Source organism: Citrobacter sp. wls716 (assembly GCF_005280975.1).
Taxonomy (GTDB): domain Bacteria; phylum Pseudomonadota; class Gammaproteobacteria; order Enterobacterales; family Enterobacteriaceae; genus Citrobacter; species Citrobacter youngae.
Genome location: NZ_SZWX01000057.1, coordinates 63,792 through 81,389, shown reverse-complemented (window position 1 = coordinate 81,389; position 17,598 = coordinate 63,792). Strand labels below are relative to the sequence as shown.

Sequence of the window (17,598 nt, the reverse complement as noted above, 5' to 3'; positions counted from 1 at the left end):
AAGCAGTTCCTTCTCGGTTGTTGTTCAGTATTGAGAAACATTATGCCCTGCAAAATTTTGACGCCGGACGTCACTAGCATTGACGCCTTACTACACGATCACCAAACGGTGCTGGCCAGGTCTGCGGGCGGTGCCGTAGCCGTATTCGCCAACAACGCGCCAGCGTTTTACGCGGTGACGCCTGCACGGCTGGCAGAGTTGCTGGCACTTGAAGAGAGGCTGTCACGCCCGGGAAGCGATGTAACATTAGATGCCCAATTTTATGAAGAGCCGCAAGCGGCACCGGTTGCCGTACCAATGGGTAAATTTGCTATGTACGCTGACTGGCAGCCAGATGCTGACTTCCAGCGTCAGGCCGCCTTGTGGGGCGTGGCGTTAAGAGAGCCCGTCACCGCCGAGGAACTGGCTTCATTTGTTGCCTACTGGCAAGCCGAAGGCAAAGTCTTTCACCATATTCAGTGGCAGCAAAAACTGGCGCGCAGCATTCAGATTGGACGGGCCAGCAATGGCGGAATGCCAAAGCGCGATGTGAACAGCGTCAGTGAACCTGACAGCCACATTCCACCGGGTTTTAGAGGATAACGATGAAAAACGTTGGCGACCTGATGAAACGTTTGCAAAAAATGATGCCACCCAATGTTGAGCCAGCCTTCAAAACAGGCGAAGAACTGCTGGCATGGCAAAAAGAGCAAGGTGAAATTCGCGCCGCCGCGCTGGCCCGCGAAAACCGGGCCATGAAAATGCAGCGTACATTCAACCGTTCCGGTATCCGTCCGCTGCATCAGAACTGTTCGTTCGATAACTATCGAGTGGAGTGCGAAGGTCAGATGAATGCCCTGAGCAAAGCTCGCCAGTACGTTGAAGAGTTTGACGGCAACATCGCCAGTTTTATCTTCTCTGGCAAACCTGGCACGGGTAAAAACCATCTGGCCGCCGCCATCTGCAACGAACTGCTGCTGCGCGGCAAGTCGGTACTGATTATTACCGTCGCCGATATTATGTCGGCGATGAAAGAAACGTTTAGTAATCGTGAAACCAGCGAAGAACAGTTGCTCAACGATCTGAGTAATGTGGATCTGCTGGTGATCGACGAGATCGGCATGCAGACAGAATCCCGCTATGAAAAAGTGATTATTAATCAGATTGTCGATCGCCGTTCATCCTCAAAACGTCCGACCGGCATGTTAACTAACAGCAATATGGATGAAATGAACAAGCTGCTGGGCGAGCGCGTGATGGACCGTATGCGCCTTGGCAACAGCCTGTGGGTCATTTTTAACTGGGAAAGCTACCGTAGTCGGGTCACCGGTAAAGAGTATTAACGTATTAGGACCACTCCTAAGACTGCCAGCGCTATACTGCGCTGAAAAGGCATAACACGAGTTGCATATAATGATGAAAACTACCAAACGTCTGCTGTGCTGTGCGCTTGCCGCCGGCACGCTCATCTCCACCAGCGTTTTTGCCGCCTCCTGGCAGGATTCGCTCTCCAGCGCGGCCAGTGAGCTGAGCAAACAAAGCTCCGGCTCACAAAGCAGCTCATCGCTCTCTTCCCTGACCAGCCTGCTGAATGGCAGCAATCAGTCGTTGACCTCCAGCAGCATGAATAACGCCGCCGGGATCCTGGAATATTGCGCGAAACAGAAGCTGGCCTCGGTCACCGACACGCAAAACGTCAAAAACCAGGTGCTGGATAAACTGGGCCTCAGCGCGCCTGAGCAGAAACAAGACACCAACTATATGGACGGTATTCAGGGTCTGCTCAACGCCAAAGATGGTCAACAGTTGGACCTGAACACCATCGGTAACAGCTCGCTGGCGCAGAAAGTTAAAACCAAGGCCTGCGATCTGGTGTTAAAACAGGGGATGAACTTCATTTCCTGATGCCACAAATGCCGCGCCCGGCCATTTCACCACCGGCGCGGCAGCAATCAATCCCACGAAGATATTTACCTACCACATGCGGAGTGATTGCCCGCAAAAACCCGCATATCTAAACCAATTCTGAATAACAACGTAATTAAATGTCACTACAATTGCAGCAATATAACAACGCTATTACATTGTACTGTCCAGAAATGATTAGCCTGCCAGGCGTGTGCCGGGTTTACTGAGGATCGACCGTTGTCAGAATTCATCTCCATCACTTTGTTTCTCGCTTCAGTGCTGATTTACGCCTGGAAAGCGGGTCGCAACACCTGGTGGTTTGCCGCCACGTTAACGGTGCTGGGGATCTTTATTGTCTTAAACATCACGCTGTATGCCAGTGACTATTTCACGGGTGACGGCATCAACGATGCGGTCCTGTACACCCTGACCAACAGCCTGACCGGCGCGGGGATTGGAAAATATATCCTGCCGGGCGTTGGGATAGCCCTGGCGCTGACCACCGTTTTTGTCACGCTGGGTTGGATACTGCGTCGCCGTCGCCATCATCCGCATCATGTGGGTTACAGTCTACTGGCCCTGCTGCTGGCGCTGGCTTCTGTTGATGCCAGCCCGGCGTTCCACCAGATAACTGAACTGGTTAAATCCCAGTCACGCGATGGCGCTCCCGATTTTGCGGCCTATTACAAAGAGCCATCAAAAACGATCCCCAATCCGAAGCTGAACCTGGTTTATATCTACGGCGAAAGTCTGGAGCGCACCTATTTTAATAACGACGCATTCCCGGATCTGACACCGGAACTCGGCGCGTTAAAAAATGAAGGTCTGGATTTCAGCAATACCATGCAGCTTCCGGGTACCGATTACACCATCGCCGGGATGGTCGCCTCCCAGTGCGGTATTCCGCTGTTTGCACCATTTGAAGGCAACGCCTCGGCGTCGGTCTCAAGTTTCTTCCCTAACAATATCTGTCTGGGCGATATCCTGAAAAACTCCGGCTATCAGAACTACTTTGTGCAGGGTGCCAACCTGCGCTTTGCCGGCAAAGACGTGTTCCTGAAATCTCACGGCTTTGACCATCTGTACGGTGCACAAGAGTTAAAAAGCGTGGTGTCGGACCCGGCCTATCGTAACGACTGGGGCTTCTACGACGATACCGTGCTGGACGAAGCATGGAAAAAATTCGAAGAGCTTTCGCGCTCGGGCCAGCGTTTTTCACTGTTTACCCTGACCGTGGATACCCATCATCCGGATGGATTTATCTCACGTAGCTGCAACCGTAAACGTTATGACATCGACGGGAAGGCCAACCAGTCGTTCAGCGCGGTCAGCTGCAGCCAGGAAAATATCGCCGAATTTATCAATAAAATCAAATCATCACCGTGGTTCAAAGACACCGTGATCGTGGTGTCTTCCGATCATCTGGCGATGAACAACACCGCATGGAAGTACCTGAACAAGCAGGATCGCAACAACCTGTTCTTCGTGCTGCGCGGCGACCAGCCACAGCAGGATACGCTGGCGGTGAAGCGTAACACCATGGATAACGGTGCTACCGTACTGGATATTCTCGGCGGCGATAACTTTATCGGCCTTGGACGCAGCAGCCTGTCTAGCGAATCCGTATCGGAAGTGTTCCTGAACATCAAAGAGAAAATGCTGGCGTGGAAGCCCAATATCATCCGTTTGTGGAATTTCCCGAAAGAGATGAAAGCATTCACCATCGATCGGGACAAAGAGATGATCTCTTTCTCAGGGAGCCATTTCCGTCTGCCGCTGCTGCTCCGGGTCTCGGATCAACGCGTCGAACCGCTGCCGGAAAGTGAGTACTCAGCCCCGCTGCGCTTCCAGCTGGCGGATTTCGCCCCACGCGATAACTTCGTCTGGATAGACCGCTGTTACAAAATGGCGCAACTGTGGGCGCCAGAACTGGCACTCTCTACCGACTGGTGCGTATCACAGGGGCAACTGGGCGGGCAGCAGATCGTGCAGCATGTCGATAAAGCCAACTGGAAAGGGAAGACGACATTTAAAGACACGGTGATCGACATCGAACGCTATAAAGGTAACGTCGATACGCTAAAAATTGTCGATAACGATATTCGCTACAAAGCTGACAGCTTCATTTTCAACGTAGCGGGCGCGCCGGAAGAGGTGAAACAGTTTAGCGGCATATCACGCCCTGAGTCCTGGGGACGCTGGTCTAACGCCCAGTTGAGTGAAGAAGTCAAAATCGAATACAAAACTCCGCTACCGAAGAAATTCGATCTGGTTATCACCGCGAAAGCTTTTGGTGACAACGCGAATCGCCCTATTCCCGTACGCGTCGGTGGCCAGGAACAAACGCTGGTATTAAGCCAGGAGGTCAGCACGACCACCTTGCATTTTGATAATCCAACGGACGCCAATACGCTGGTGATTGTCCCGCCCGATCCGGTCGCCACTAACGAGGGCAACATTCTCGGCCACTCGCCGCGTAAGCTGGGGATCGGGATGGTTGAAATCAAAGTAGTGGCTGCTCAGGGATAAAAAAGAACAGCGCCCAACACCACACCGGGCGCTGCATGGCAACCTTATTCCAGACCGTTCACCGCCTGGCGCATACCCTGCACCAGAATCATCTCCAGGTTAGCCGTCACCTGTCCGGCAAGCCCTGGTTGCAACGTTAAATCTTCACCCCAGTGCGCCGTATCGCCGAGCACGGTATCCACCAGTTCACGCAGCGTTAAATCATTACCTACTCGCGGCCACAGGCTGGCATACAGGCTTACCCACTGTTCATCATCCTGGATCGGATAGCGTTCCCCGTCGCGCTCTGCACGATAAAATGCCAGCAGCGCAGCGAGGGCAAACGTTAACCGCACGGGCCAGCGCCCATTTTGCTCACCCACCAGCAGTTGCGGCAAAATTCGGGTACGAAATTTAGTCATCCCGTTAAGCGCAATGGAAAGCAACTGGTGACGGATGTAAGGGTTCTGAAAACGCCCGCTTACCGCGTCGGCAAATTCATGCAGTTCATCCGCCGGGAGATCCAATGCCGGTATGATTTCCTCGCTAATCGCCTGTTCGACAAAGCGGCGGACATCGGCATCCTGCATCGCCTCACCGACGGTCTCCAGTCCGCACAGCCACGCCACCGGCACCAGCGCCGTATGCGCCCCATTGAGAATAGCGACCTTACGCTCTTTGTACGGTTTGATATCGCTCACCACACGGATATTCAGCGGACACTGCGCCAGCTTCAGCTCCTCTGCCAGCCACTGCGGCCCCTGAATAACAAACAGATAAAAATGCTCCGCGGTATCGAGAAACGCATCGTGATAACCAAGCGTAGCTTCCAGCGCGGCAGCTTCTTCACGCGGGTAGCCGGTGACAATACGGTCGACCAGCGTGGAACAGAACGTGTTTGCCGTCTCCACCCAGTCGGCAAACGCCGGGGGAAGCCGCCACTCCTGCGCATACCGCAGCACCAGCGTTTTGAGCGCCTCACCGTTATAGTCGATAAGCTCGCACGGGATAATCACCCAGCCCTTATCCACCGCGCCCTCAAAGTGGTTAAAGCGCTCGAGCAGCAGGCGTGTCAGTTTGGCCGGAAAGCTCACTGGCGGCGCATCATCCACACTGTCTGCCGCGTGATAGCTAATTCCAGCTTCGGTAGTATTTGAAAACACAAAGCGGATATCCGCATTGTGCGCCAGCGCCAGATACGCCGCGAAGTCCTGATAGGGATTGATTTCGTTATTTACCGAGCGGATCAGCCGCGCCTCGCTTACCGCCTCACCCTGCTCGTTTAGCCCGCGAATCAGTGTGGTATACAGCCCGTCCTGGGTATTCAGCGACGGCGGAAAATCGGTATTAATTGGCCGAACGATGGTCACGCCCGCGTTCAGACTGGTATGCTCGTTGAGGATATCCAGTTGCCAGTCGACAAACGCCCGCAGAAAGTTACCTTCTCCAAACTGGATCACGCGCGTTGGGTAGCTGGCTCCCGGAAAATCACGTCGATTTAATGTCTTCATCCTGTTTTCCCTCTCAGAACGTGATCACGCCTTTAATCAGTTCACGGTTGTTGATCACATCCCGCTCGTAAATTTCTGCCAGTGTGGCAAATGCGTAACGGTGCGTAAGCATCATGTCGGCGGTCAATTTGCCTTCCGACATCAGGCGGCCCACTTTGGCGAAATCTTCCGGTGTGGCGTTGCGACTGCCCATCATGGTGGTCTCTTTCTTGTGGAACTCAGGGTCTGAGAACTGCAAATCGCCTTTAAACAACCCAACAAAAACGATGCTGCCGCCATGGCGAATCAAATTCACCGTGTTATTCATCGCATGCTGATTCCCCGTGGCATCAATCACCTTTTGCGCCAGCGAACCGCCAAACTGGTTTCGCAGCTGCGTATCAAAATCGTCAGCGGATGGGTCGATAACCGGAAGTCCCAACCGGGAAACCACATGCTCCCGGCGCGCCGGACTGGTATCGGCAACCACCACCTGTGCGCCATCGGCTTTGGCAATCGCTGCAGCCCCCAGGCCAATCGGACCGGCGCCAACCACAAGCACCTGCTCACCTGGTGCCACCGCCGCCCGGCGTACCGCATGCGCGCTGATGGCATAAGGCTCAATCAGCGCCGCCGCCTGTGGGTCAATCCCCTGCGCATCCAGCAGATTGGTAACCGGAACAGAAAGATATTCACTGAAACCGCCATCCTGATGGACGCCAATCACCGAAATCTTCTCGCAGCAGTTGGTACGCCCGCTCAGGCATGCCGGACACTGCTGGCAGGCCACGTAAGGAATAACCGCCACCTGCTGTCCATTTTTCATATTCTGGATATTTTTTCCCAGCCCGACAATTTCCCCACATATTTCATGACCTAACACTCGTGGGTAACTGAAAAAAGGTTGATTGCCGCCCCAGGCATGAATATCGGTACCACAAATTCCTACCGACTTAATTTTAATGAGTGCTTCACCCTCACCCGGAATAGGTATTTCGCGCTCTTTCCAGACTAATTTTTTAGGTTCCTGGCAAATCAACGTATTCATCGTAGACATGATTCTGCTCTCCTTTTTTTCTGTTGCCTCAGATATCAACGAAAATAAAAAAGCCGGAGAAAGCAGAAACACAATCTGTGAATTCCAGCGCATAAAAATGTTTTAAATCGGGTTTTAATAGCCAAAAAGGAGAAGCCATGAGCCGTTCACAAAACTTACGCCACAACGTGATTAACCAGATAATCGATGATATGGCGCGGGGTCATATCCCTTCCCCACTTCCTTCGCAAAGCGCGCTGGCGGAGATGTACAACATCAGCCGCACCACCGTGCGCCATATGCTGAGCCACTTAGGCGAGTGCGGGGTGCTGACCCAGGTCGGTAGCCACTATGTCATCGTGCGTAAACCTGACCATGACGACGGTTTTGCCTGCACCACCGCCTCCATGACCGAGCAAAACCGGATTTTTGAGCAGGCGTTTTTCACCATGATCAACCAGCGCCAGCTGCGCGCGGGCGAGAGTTTCTCCGAACTGCAGCTTGCCAGAGCCGCGGGGGTAAGCCCGGTAGTGGTACGGGAATATCTTTTAAAATTCGAACGTTACAACCTGATAAAAAACGAAAAACGCGGTCAATGGAGCATGAAGCAGTTCGATCAGGCCTACGCCGAGCAGCTGTTTGAACTGCGAGAAATGCTGGAAACCCATTCCCTGCAGCATTTTCTCAATCTGCCCGACGATGACCCACGCTGGCTGCAGGCAAAAACGCTACTCGAGCGCCACCGGATCCTGCGCGACAGCATCGGCAGCAGCTTTCGTATGTTCTCGCAATTAGACCGCGAGTTTCATGCTTTACTGCTCTCTGCTGCCGATAATATATTTTTTAATCAATCACTTGAAATCATCTCCGTGATTTTCCACTTCCACTATCAATGGGACGAAAGCGACCTTAAGCAGCGCAACATCATTGCCATCGATGAGCATATGACCATCCTCAGCGCGCTGATTTGCCGCAGCGACCTGGATGCCACTCTGGCGCTGTGTAACCATTTGAATTCAGCCAAACAATCGATGATTCGCTCCATCAACCAAAGTCATAGCGCAGCACATTAAGTACCGATAAAAAACAGCAAACTATTACCGGGAGCACGATTTTATAAAAATAAAAACGCCGGAAAAATACCTCTTGCCTATGCTCACGCTAAGTCGACTGCATTAAAAAATTTTGTGAGCGGTGATGAGTAAATTGTTTCATCACTGGTATTTTTTCAATACTGCACAGCCCGGCTGTGTGAATAATAAATTATTGAGGTTCAGGAGTCCGGCGTGGAAAAAAATAATATTACCCTCGACCCGAGTTCTTCGTTTGGCACGTCGTCATCTGCGGATATTAATGTTCCGCCTGAAGGCATGGTGCAACGCAGTAGCCGAATAAAACGTATTCAGACCACGGCAATGATTTTATTATTTCTTGCTGCGGTAATTAATTATCTCGACCGCAGTTCTCTGTCGGTCGCTAACTTAACGATTCGTGAAGAACTGGGGCTGAGCGCCACGCAAATCGGCGTGCTGCTGTCGGTTTTTTCTCTCGCTTACGGTATTGCCCAGCTCCCCTGCGGCCCGCTGCTGGATCGCAAAGGTCCGCGCATTATGCTTGGGCTGGGGATGTTCTTCTGGTCGCTGTTTCAGGCGATGTCCGGCATGGTACACAGCTTCACTCAGTTTGTGCTGGTGCGTATCGGGATGGGGATCGGCGAAGCGCCAATGAACCCGTGCGGCGTAAAGGTCATCAACGACTGGTTTAACATCAAAGAGCGCGGCCGCCCGATGGGATTATTCAACGCCGCCTCCACCATCGGGGTTGCCATTAGCCCGCCGATTCTGGCTGCCATGATGCTGGTAATGGGCTGGCGCTGGATGTTCATCACCATTGGCGTGCTGGGTATTTTCCTCGCCATCGGCTGGTACATGCTGTATCGCAACCGCGAGCAAATTGAGCTGAGCGCCACCGAACAGGCGTACCTGAACGCCGGTAGCGTCAATGCCCGTCGCGATCCCCTGAGCTTTGCCGAATGGCGCAGCCTGTTTCGTAATCGCACGATGTGGGGCATGATGCTGGGCTTTAGCGGCATCAACTACACCGCATGGTTATATCTGGCCTGGCTGCCAGGCTACCTGCAAACCTCCTATAACCTGGATTTAAAAAGCACCGGATTAATGGCGGCGATCCCGTTCCTGTTTGGCGCAGCCGGCATGTTGATCAACGGTTTTGTCACCGACTGGCTGGTGAAAGGCGGTATGGCGCCGATTAAGAGCCGTAAGATTTGTATTATTGCCGGGATGTTCTGTTCTGCGGCCTTCACCTTCGTGGTCCCGCAGGCCACAACGTCGATGGCCGCGGTGTTACTGATCGGCATGGCGCTGTTCTGCATCCACTTCGCCGGAACGTCCTGTTGGGGTCTGATCCATGTTGCGGTGGCTTCACGCATGACCGCCTCCGTGGGAAGCATCCAGAACTTCGCCAGCTTCATCTGCGCGTCATTCGCCCCGATCGTCACCGGATTTATTGTTGATACCACCAACTCTTTCCGTCTGGCGCTGATCATCTGCGGCTGCGTCACCATGGTGGGCGCTCTCGCCTACATCTTCCTGGTGCGCCAGCCCATCAGCGATCCGCGTAAAGATTAATCCTCACAATGCCCGATAACACCGCGCTTATCGGGCATGTTATGCTCGACAAATGAACATCATCTTACGCGCCACCACGCTGGCAGACACTGCCGCGCTTCCCGCCATCGAACGATCGGCGAGCCAACGTTTTTTACAGATCCCGGAACTGGCGTGGATTGCTGACGACCAGATTATATCAGTTGCTCAGCATCAGGCATTTGCCGCCGCTGGCTTGAGCTGGCTGGCGCAGGCCGATGAGCATCCGGTCGGCTTTTTAGTCGCCGAAACGCTGGATTCATCGCTGTTTATTGCGGAACTGTCGCTGCATCAGGCGTGGCAGGGAAAAGGCATTGGCCGCAGATTGCTTAACTATGTTGCCGAACAGGCGCGTGCAAAAGGTTATACGTCGCTTACGCTGACCACCTTCCGCGATGTGCCGTGGAATGCGCCATTGTACGCGCGACTGGGTTTTGAACTGCTGGCTGACGAGACACTTCCTGCAAAGTTGCGCCAGAAAAGAGAAGAGGAAGCGGCGCATGGCCTGGCATATGAATCGCGCTGCGCCATGCGCCTGATGTTGCGCTAATTGCCCGATGGCGGCTACGCCTTATCGGGTCGACATAACTTTCCCGTAGGCCGGATAAGCGATAGCGCCATCCGGCATCACAGTCTTAGAACGTTTCCCAGTTATCCCCGGCATCCGCTACCGCGGCTTTACGCGGCTGGACCGTTGAAACCGGTTTAGCGGCCGCAACGTCACGCGCGCGCTGTTGGTCATGCTGAATACGGAACACCGCAACGGCCTGAGTCAAACGGCTGGCCTGTTCTTCCAGCGCTGCTGCTGCTGCGGCGGATTCTTCCACCAGCGAGGCGTTCTGCTGCGTCACGCGATCCATCTCGGCGACGGCCAGACCGACCTGGTCGATCCCGCGGCTCTGCTCGTCAGAAGCGGAGGCGATTTCACCCATGATATCGGTCACGCGGGTTACCGCATTGACGATCTCATCCATGGTTTCACCGGCGCTTTCAACCAGCGTTGAACCGACATCCACGCGGCTGACCGAGTCTTCAATCAGGCTCTTGATCTCGCGCGCGGCCTGCGCACTACGCTGGGCCAGGTTACGTACTTCACCCGCAACCACCGCAAAACCACGGCCCTGCTCGCCCGCACGTGCGGCTTCTACCGCGGCGTTGAGCGCCAGAATGTTGGTCTGGAAGGCAATGCCGTCGATGACGCTAATAATGTCGGCAATTTTCTGCGAACTGGAAGCGATATCACGCATGGTTTGCACCACGTTATCCACCACTTTGCCGCCTTTCTGCGCGGTTTCCGAAGCACTCAGCGCCAGATGGCTGGCCTGACGGGCGTTTTCGGCGTTCTGCTTCACGGTCGCCGTCAGCTGTTCCATACTGGCCGCGGTTTCTTCCAGAGAAGCCGCCTGTTGCTCAGTGCGTGAAGAGAGATCGTTGTTACCCATGGCAATCTCGCTGGCACCGCTATAGATAGCGTTAGCACCATTACGCACATCACCCACGGTGTTCATCAGTTCACCCTGCATATGACGCAGGCTTTCTGCCAGTTGCCCAATCTCGTTGGACCCTTCTACATCAATGCGCTTTACCAGATCGCCGCTGGCGATATGGCGAATGCTGTCAATCAGACGGTTCATCGGAGAGATAAGAGAAAGTTTGATGCCGAACCAGACCGCAACAATCGCCGCCAGCACGGTAATCAGCACGCACGCCAGTACCCACATCGCCTGGCTGTAAGAGCTGTTGTTATCTTCAACCGCAATGTCATACAGACGGTCATTCTGCTGCATGTAATTGACATACTGCTTCTCAAAACCATCCTGATAGCTTTGCGTCGGTTGATCAAAGAATGCGTTGATCTTCCCTTCACCCAACAGTTGGATCAGCTCCGCCAGCGCACCATGATAGATGTCATAGGTGCGGTTGATCTCCTGGAAAGCGGCGTCACTTTGACGCGGGTCACGCGGGAGAGATTCATAAACCGCCCAGTTTTTTTCCGTCAGTTTCAGCGCCGTGCTCGCTACCTGCATCAGCTCAGCAACGGTCGCACCGCTGCCGATATTGTTCTGATCCATCATGTAGCGAATACCCGCCCGGTTAAGGGTGTTTCGCGTTTGCAGCAGTTCAACCCAGGTGGCATTCAGCGCAGACTGCTGCTGGCGAATGGTTTGCAGAACGGTAAAGTTCTCTTTGTCATTCTTCAGTGAGTTAAAGAACAACCCGCCCGAGGCCAGTTGTAAAACGCCAAATAGCGCCAATACCAGCAGTAAGCTGGTAACAATCTTCATTCGTTTTAACATGTTTTCTCTTTCCGCTAGACAGATGTCAGAATTTTCGGCCTGGAAAGGGAAAACTTTATGGAATTCGTGCTAACTGAATCGATCTCAGCATCGACGATTCGTCGATCCCCGCAGTCAGCCCAGGATCTAAAGGCGTTTATCAGTGATCTCAATCACATAATTATCCCCACTCACCGGCACCAGGAACCGCTCACTGACACTTGGGACCGCTTAAGCTGACATACAACCACTCACTTATTTACCTTACTTTACGCGCGTAACTCTCTGGCAAGATCCTCCCAACATAGCAGTCAACTTATCTCCTCAAACACACAATCAACCCCCCAGCGGCCTCGGCCAATTATTAGGTTTTACTATGGATACGAAAAAGATATTCAAGCACATACCCTGGGTCATTCTCGGAATCATCGGTGCATTCTGCCTCTCGGTAGTGGCATTACGTCGGGGTGAACACATCAGCGCCCTGTGGATCGTGGTCGCCTCTGTCTCCGTTTATCTGGTGGCCTATCGTTACTACAGTCTCTACATCGCCCAAAAGGTGATGAAACTTGACCCGACGCGCGCCACGCCGGCGGTCATCAACAATGATGGTCTGAACTACGTTCCAACCAACCGTAACGTATTGTTTGGTCACCACTTTGCCGCTATCGCCGGTGCGGGTCCGCTGGTTGGGCCGGTACTGGCCGCGCAGATGGGCTACCTGCCCGGTACGCTGTGGCTGCTGGCTGGCGTAGTGTTGGCCGGTGCGGTGCAGGACTTCATGGTGCTGTTTATCTCTTCCCGCCGTAACGGCGCATCTCTGGGTGAGATGATCAAAGAAGAGATGGGCCCGGTGCCGGGAACCATTGCGCTGTTTGGCTGCTTCTTAATCATGATCATCATCCTCGCGGTACTGGCGTTGATCGTGGTGAAAGCTCTGGCTGAAAGCCCGTGGGGTGTGTTCACCGTCTGCTCAACCGTACCTATCGCGCTGTTCATGGGGATCTACATGCGATTCCTGCGCCCAGGACGCGTGGGCGAAGTGTCGGTGATTGGTATTGTGTTGCTGGTTGCCTCCATCTACTTCGGCGGCGTGATTGCGCACGACCCGTACTGGGGCCCGGCGCTGACCTTTAAAGACACCACCATTACCTTTACCCTGATCGGTTACGCGTTTATCTCTGCGCTGCTGCCGGTATGGCTGATCCTCGCCCCGCGCGACTATCTGGCGACCTTCCTGAAAATCGGCGTTATCGTCGGTCTGGCGGTGGGGATTGTTATTCTCAACCCGGAACTGAAAATGCCGGCGATGACCCAGTACGTTGATGGTACTGGCCCGCTGTGGAAAGGCGCACTGTTCCCGTTCCTGTTCATCACCATCGCGTGTGGTGCGGTATCTGGCTTCCACGCGCTGATCGCTTCAGGTACTACACCGAAGCTGCTGGCCTGTGAAACCGACGCGCGTTTCATTGGTTACGGCGCGATGCTGATGGAATCCTTCGTGGCGATTATGGCGCTGGTTGCTGCGTCCATCATCGAACCGGGTCTGTACTTCGCAATGAACACCCCGCCTGCGGGCCTTGGCATCACCATGCCGAACCTGCATGAAATGGGTGGCGAGAACGCGCCGCTGATTATGGCGCAGTTGAAAGACGTTACCGCACACGCGGCGGCAACCGTCAGTTCCTGGGGCTTCGTGATTTCGCCTGAGCAGATCCTGCAAACCGCGAAAGACATCGGTGAGCCGTCCGTTCTGAACCGCGCAGGTGGCGCACCGACGCTGGCCGTTGGTATCGCCCACGTGTTCCACAAAGTGCTGCCGATGGCTGACATGGGCTTCTGGTACCACTTCGGTATCCTGTTCGAAGCACTGTTCATCCTGACCGCACTGGATGCGGGTACCCGTTCTGGCCGCTTTATGCTGCAGGATTTACTGGGTAACTTCGTCCCATTCCTGAAGAAAACCGACTCCCTGGTTGCTGGCGTCGTGGGTACTGCGGGCTGCGTAGGTCTGTGGGGTTACCTGCTGTATCAAGGCGTGGTTGACCCGCTGGGCGGCGTGAAGAGCCTGTGGCCGCTGTTCGGTATCTCTAACCAGATGCTGGCTGCCGTGGCGCTGGTTCTGGGCACCGTGGTACTGGTTAAAATGCAGCGCACCAAATACATCTGGGTTACCGTTGTTCCGGCAGTATGGCTGCTTATCTGCACCACCTGGGCGCTGGGTCTGAAACTGTTCAGTACCAACCCGCAGATGGAAGGCTTCTTCTTTATGGCGAATCAGTACAAAGAGAAGATTGCTAACGGCGGCGAACTGACCGCACAGCAGATTGCCAATATGAACCATATTGTCATCAACAACTACACCAACGCAGGCCTGAGTATTCTGTTCCTGGTGGTAGTGTACAGCATCATTTTCTACGGGTTCCGTACCTGGCAGAAAGCCCGCACCATCAACGGTCGCTCTGATAAAGAAACACCGTATGTACCGGTGCCAGAAGGCGGCGTGAAAACCTCTTCACATCACTAACCTGAAGCCGGGTGGCGCGCTGCGCTCCCGGCCTACATCACTTAGTGCCGCAGGCGTAATTGGCGCAGTCAGTTTGGCCGCGGACAGCGCGCAGCAACCGGAGCGTACACGCTGTACGTGAGGATTGCGAGCACTGCCCGCGGTCAAAATGGCAAGTGAAATAGCCTGCATCTACGAGCTCAACATATATCCGGGGCGTTTTATGTTTGGTACTTTAGGTCAGGCAAAAAAGTATCTCGGTCAGGCGGCAAAGATGCTGATTGGCATTCCGGACTACGACAACTACGTCGAGCACATGAAGACCAACCATCCCGATAAGCCGTACATGACCTACGAAGAATTCTTCCGCGAGCGCCAGGAAGCCCGCTACGGTAGCGGCGGAAGCAGTTGCTGTTAGAAGGAGAAATGAATGACCCCGATTGCAGTTACCCTACTCACCGGCTTTCTTGGCGCGGGTAAAACCACCCTGCTGCGCCATATTCTCAACGAGCAGCACGGTTACAAAATTGCCGTTATCGAAAACGAATTCGGCGAAGTCTCAGTGGACGATCAGCTGATTGGCGACCGTGCCACGCAGATCAAAACCCTGACCAACGGCTGTATTTGCTGTACCCGTTCGAGCGAACTGGAAGACGCGCTGCTCGATCTGCTCGACAACCTCGACAAAGGCGCGATCAATTTCGACCGTCTGGTGATTGAGTGCACTGGCATGGCCGATCCTGGCCCGATTATTCAGACCTTTTTCTCCCACGAAGTCATTTGCGAACGCTACCTGCTGGACGGTGTAATTGCGCTGGTTGACGCAGTGCATGCCGACGAACAGATGAACCAGTTCACCATCGCTCAGTCGCAGGTGGGCTATGCCGACCGAATTCTGCTGACCAAAACCGACGTGGCAGGCGAAAGCGAAAAACTGCGAGAGCGCCTGGCGCGCATCAACGCCCGCGCCCCGGTGTATACCGTCACGCATGGCGATATAGATCTCTCGCTGCTGTTCGACACCAACGGTTTTATGCTGGAAGAGAACGTGGTCAGCGCCAAACCGCGCTTCCACTTTATCGCCGACAAGCAGAACGATATCTCCTCGATCGTCGTCGAACTGGATTACCCGGTGAACATCAGCGACGTATCCCGGGTGATGGAAAACCTGCTGCTGGAATCCGCCGAGAAACTGCTGCGCTACAAAGGTATGCTGTGGATTGAAGGCGAACCAAACCGCCTGCTGTTCCAGGGCGTCCAGCGCCTGTACAGCGCCGACTGGGACCGCCCGTGGGGCGACGAACAACCGTACAGCCAACTGGTGTTTATCGGTATTAACCTGCCGGAAGACGAGATCAGAGCGGCATTTGCGGGGTTGAAGAAGTAGATTTTTTGTAAGCCGGATAAGGCGCAGCCGCCATCCGGCACTCACTGCCCCAGTATATTCTGACTATTTCTTATTTTGCTCGCGCAGCATCGCTTCGCGCAAAATGGCGTTGAGCCGCGTCTGGTAACCCTTTCCAGGGCGTTTCAACCATTCCATCACGTCAGCATCAATGCGCACGGATGCCTGCGTTTTCAACGGCCGGAAAAACTTACCGCGATTAGCCTCTGACCACTGCTCATCTTCTGTCGCAGGAATGTCACTGTAATCAATTTCATCATCCGATTTATTCGCCAGCGCTTTCAGTTCAGCCTCATGCTGAGGACTCAGCGTGGATACGCTGCCGCGTTTATGCTTAACCATGTTCATAACGACTCCTCTCTTTACGGTCTGCCTTTCTGGCGCTGATGATGCGAATCACTTCATGACCACTTTCGAACTGAACGCTGTGGGCAACCAGAATAACCACAATGCCATGAACAAGACCGATGGTCTGCCAGCGATACTCGCCATTCTCATATCGATCCTGCCGCGACAGATGTTGGGGATCGTCAAATACCAGCACTGCATCTTCAAACCGGACACCGTGTTTCCTCAGGTTACTTTGTGCCTTGTTTGCATCCCATTCAAACTCCATTGGCATGTGCTTTCCTTAATTGTATATACAAAAATGTATCTACAATTATCTTTTCATTATAGTGAAATTGTTGGAAATAGCTTCACATTTTGCACATTCGACAGAAGGGAAAAGTGAGCGGGAGAGTGTGCCGGATAAAGCGAAGCCGCCATCCGGCATGGGTTTAGTGCTCATACTTAGCCATAAAAGCCGCTTAATTTCTGGGCGAGAAGAAATAAGGGTGCCCACAACGTGATTCATCACAATTACTCGCAATCAAGTTCCAGCATTACCCCTACTCAAAGTAATCCATATCGAGTTTGGGCAACTTGAGTAAACGTGAGGATACACCAATATCATTATCAATCATCAGATGTACCAGCCTGTCGCCATCCACCAGCACCAGACCTTCGACTTTGTTAGCATAGTCTCTGGCATGCGCCGTAAAGCCTGAAGTGGTGATAAAGACGCCACGTTTCACTTTTTGCTCAGGCAATGCACCATAAAAGCCCCTGACTTCAGCACTACCAACGGTACCTTTCCAGCGCTTGGCCTGAACGTAGACTTTTTCCAGCCCGAGCTTATCGAGAGAGATAATACCGTCAATGCCGCCATCGCCGGTTCCCCCTACGCGCTGCAAATCACCGCGATGACCGCCATATCCCAGGCGGTGCAGCACATCTAACACAATTACTTCAAAACGCGCGGGCGAAACCTGCAACAGATTCTCCAGCAGTTCTTCGGCAACAGATTCACGAATCTCATTGAGCGCTTGCTCCAGGCGATCGTCCGGGCTACTTCGGGCAAGCTCACCCTCCTCAATTGATTCTGGCTGTGGATCTAACGCCACCGCATCCGCCTGCTTACTGAGCTTCACGCCGTTAAAATCAAAAGCAAAATGACTCACTTCCTGCTCGGTCATCGACTGCGGGTGCGAGGCAACCCAGCTCATTCCCGCGGGTGTTAAACACCATTTTCCCCGGGATAGACTCTGCGATAACCCGGCACGTTTGAGGCGATCGTGCGCCCAGCCGGTACGGTTTTGGTACGTCAGTTGCCCACTGGTAATCGTCTCAGCACGCTGCTGCTCATCTAACCCAAGCATGTCGGCTGCGGCTTCACGCACCTCTCTGACCAAAGCGCCCTCGGGTCGGGTTGCCAGGAAACGCAACACTGGTTCAATAAATTTGTCGTATGTTGGAACAGCCATAAATCCATCCCTGCTATTG

Annotated in this window: 16 protein-coding genes; 10 read left to right on the top strand and 6 right to left on the bottom strand. The window is 53.7% G+C overall.

All coding sequences use genetic code 11. The features are described from left to right. Positions 1–42: 42 nt before the first annotated feature. The 4 genes from dnaT (at position 43) to opgB (ending at position 4,416) form a co-directional block, all read left to right on the top strand. Positions 43–582, top strand: a complete 540-nt coding sequence (gene dnaT / locus FDX24_RS22195; protein WP_137364950.1) for a primosomal protein DnaT — start codon at positions 43–45, stop codon at positions 580–582. Between the two features lie 2 nt (positions 583–584). Continuing rightward, positions 585–1,322, top strand: a complete 738-nt coding sequence (gene dnaC, locus FDX24_RS22190) for a DNA replication protein DnaC (protein WP_061067183.1) — start codon at positions 585–587, stop codon at positions 1,320–1,322. A gap of 70 nt (positions 1,323–1,392) precedes the next feature. Then, positions 1,393–1,884 (top strand): DUF2501 domain-containing protein, encoded by a 492-nt coding sequence (locus FDX24_RS22185; RefSeq protein ID WP_048212789.1) that lies wholly within the window; start codon positions 1,393–1,395, stop codon positions 1,882–1,884. A gap of 240 nt (positions 1,885–2,124) precedes the next feature. Continuing rightward, entirely contained in the window at positions 2,125–4,416 is a 2,292-nt protein-coding gene (gene opgB, locus FDX24_RS22180) for a phosphatidylglycerol--membrane-oligosaccharide glycerophosphotransferase (RefSeq protein WP_137364949.1), read from the top strand. A 44-nt stretch (positions 4,417–4,460) separates the two neighbouring features. Here the strand turns inward: opgB and FDX24_RS22175 are convergent, their stop codons facing one another. Further along, entirely contained in the window at positions 4,461–5,906 is a 1,446-nt protein-coding gene (locus FDX24_RS22175) for a tagaturonate reductase (protein ID WP_048212791.1), read from the bottom strand. Positions 5,907–5,919: 13 nt separating this feature from the next. Then, on the bottom strand, positions 5,920–6,942 hold the full coding sequence (locus tag FDX24_RS22170) for a zinc-binding alcohol dehydrogenase family protein (RefSeq protein WP_048212792.1): 1,023 nt from the start codon (positions 6,940–6,942) through the stop codon (positions 5,920–5,922). 137 nt (positions 6,943–7,079) lie between these two features. On the opposite strand from FDX24_RS22170, the gene FDX24_RS22165 reads away from it, so the two are divergent. The 3 genes from FDX24_RS22165 (at position 7,080) to FDX24_RS22155 (ending at position 10,137) form a co-directional block, all read left to right on the top strand. Next, entirely contained in the window at positions 7,080–7,994 is a 915-nt protein-coding gene (locus tag FDX24_RS22165; RefSeq protein ID WP_003019148.1) for a GntR family transcriptional regulator, read from the top strand. Positions 7,995–8,207: 213 nt separating this feature from the next. Further along, positions 8,208–9,569 (top strand): MFS transporter, encoded by a 1,362-nt coding sequence (locus tag FDX24_RS22160; protein WP_061067180.1) that lies wholly within the window; start codon positions 8,208–8,210, stop codon positions 9,567–9,569. A 52-nt stretch (positions 9,570–9,621) separates the two neighbouring features. Beyond that, complete coding sequence (locus FDX24_RS22155; protein WP_137364948.1) at positions 9,622–10,137, top strand: GNAT family N-acetyltransferase; 516 nt, start codon at positions 9,622–9,624, stop codon at positions 10,135–10,137. 85 nt (positions 10,138–10,222) lie between these two features. Here FDX24_RS22155 and tsr read toward each other — a convergent pair whose 3' ends face one another. Then, positions 10,223–11,884: a methyl-accepting chemotaxis protein gene (gene tsr / locus FDX24_RS22150; protein WP_137364947.1), complete on the bottom strand. Its 1,662-nt coding sequence runs from the start codon at positions 11,882–11,884 to the stop codon at positions 10,223–10,225. A 355-nt stretch (positions 11,885–12,239) separates the two neighbouring features. Here tsr and btsT point away from each other — a divergent pair, with 355 nt between their 5' ends. From btsT to yjiA, 3 genes are all read left to right on the top strand, one after another. After that, on the top strand, positions 12,240–14,390 hold the full coding sequence (gene btsT, locus FDX24_RS22145) for a pyruvate/proton symporter BtsT (protein ID WP_115601038.1): 2,151 nt from the start codon (positions 12,240–12,242) through the stop codon (positions 14,388–14,390). Positions 14,391–14,592: 202 nt separating this feature from the next. Continuing rightward, on the top strand, positions 14,593–14,787 hold the full coding sequence (locus tag FDX24_RS22140; protein WP_003830038.1) for a YbdD/YjiX family protein: 195 nt from the start codon (positions 14,593–14,595) through the stop codon (positions 14,785–14,787). Between the two features lie 12 nt (positions 14,788–14,799). Then, the gene (yjiA, locus tag FDX24_RS22135) at positions 14,800–15,756 is read left to right on the top strand and encodes a GTPase (protein ID WP_101743000.1); all 957 of its coding nucleotides are present in this window, start codon (positions 14,800–14,802) and stop codon (positions 15,754–15,756) included. A gap of 63 nt (positions 15,757–15,819) precedes the next feature. On the opposite strand, the gene FDX24_RS22130 is transcribed toward yjiA, so the two are convergent. The 3 genes from FDX24_RS22130 to FDX24_RS22120 all read right to left on the bottom strand — a co-directional run bounded on the left by FDX24_RS22130 (position 15,820) and on the right by FDX24_RS22120 (position 17,579). Then, positions 15,820–16,122, bottom strand: coding sequence for a BrnA antitoxin family protein (locus tag FDX24_RS22130; RefSeq protein ID WP_121585443.1), 303 nt, complete (start codon positions 16,120–16,122; stop codon positions 15,820–15,822). Continuing rightward, complete coding sequence (locus FDX24_RS22125; protein ID WP_137364946.1) at positions 16,109–16,396, bottom strand: BrnT family toxin; 288 nt, start codon at positions 16,394–16,396, stop codon at positions 16,109–16,111. Before FDX24_RS22125 ends, FDX24_RS22130 begins: the two co-directional genes overlap by 14 nt. A 268-nt stretch (positions 16,397–16,664) precedes the next feature. After that, a complete protein-coding gene (locus tag FDX24_RS22120) occupies positions 16,665–17,579 on the bottom strand; it encodes a restriction endonuclease (RefSeq protein WP_137364945.1) in 915 nt (304 codons plus the stop codon). Positions 17,580–17,598 lie beyond the last annotated feature (19 nt).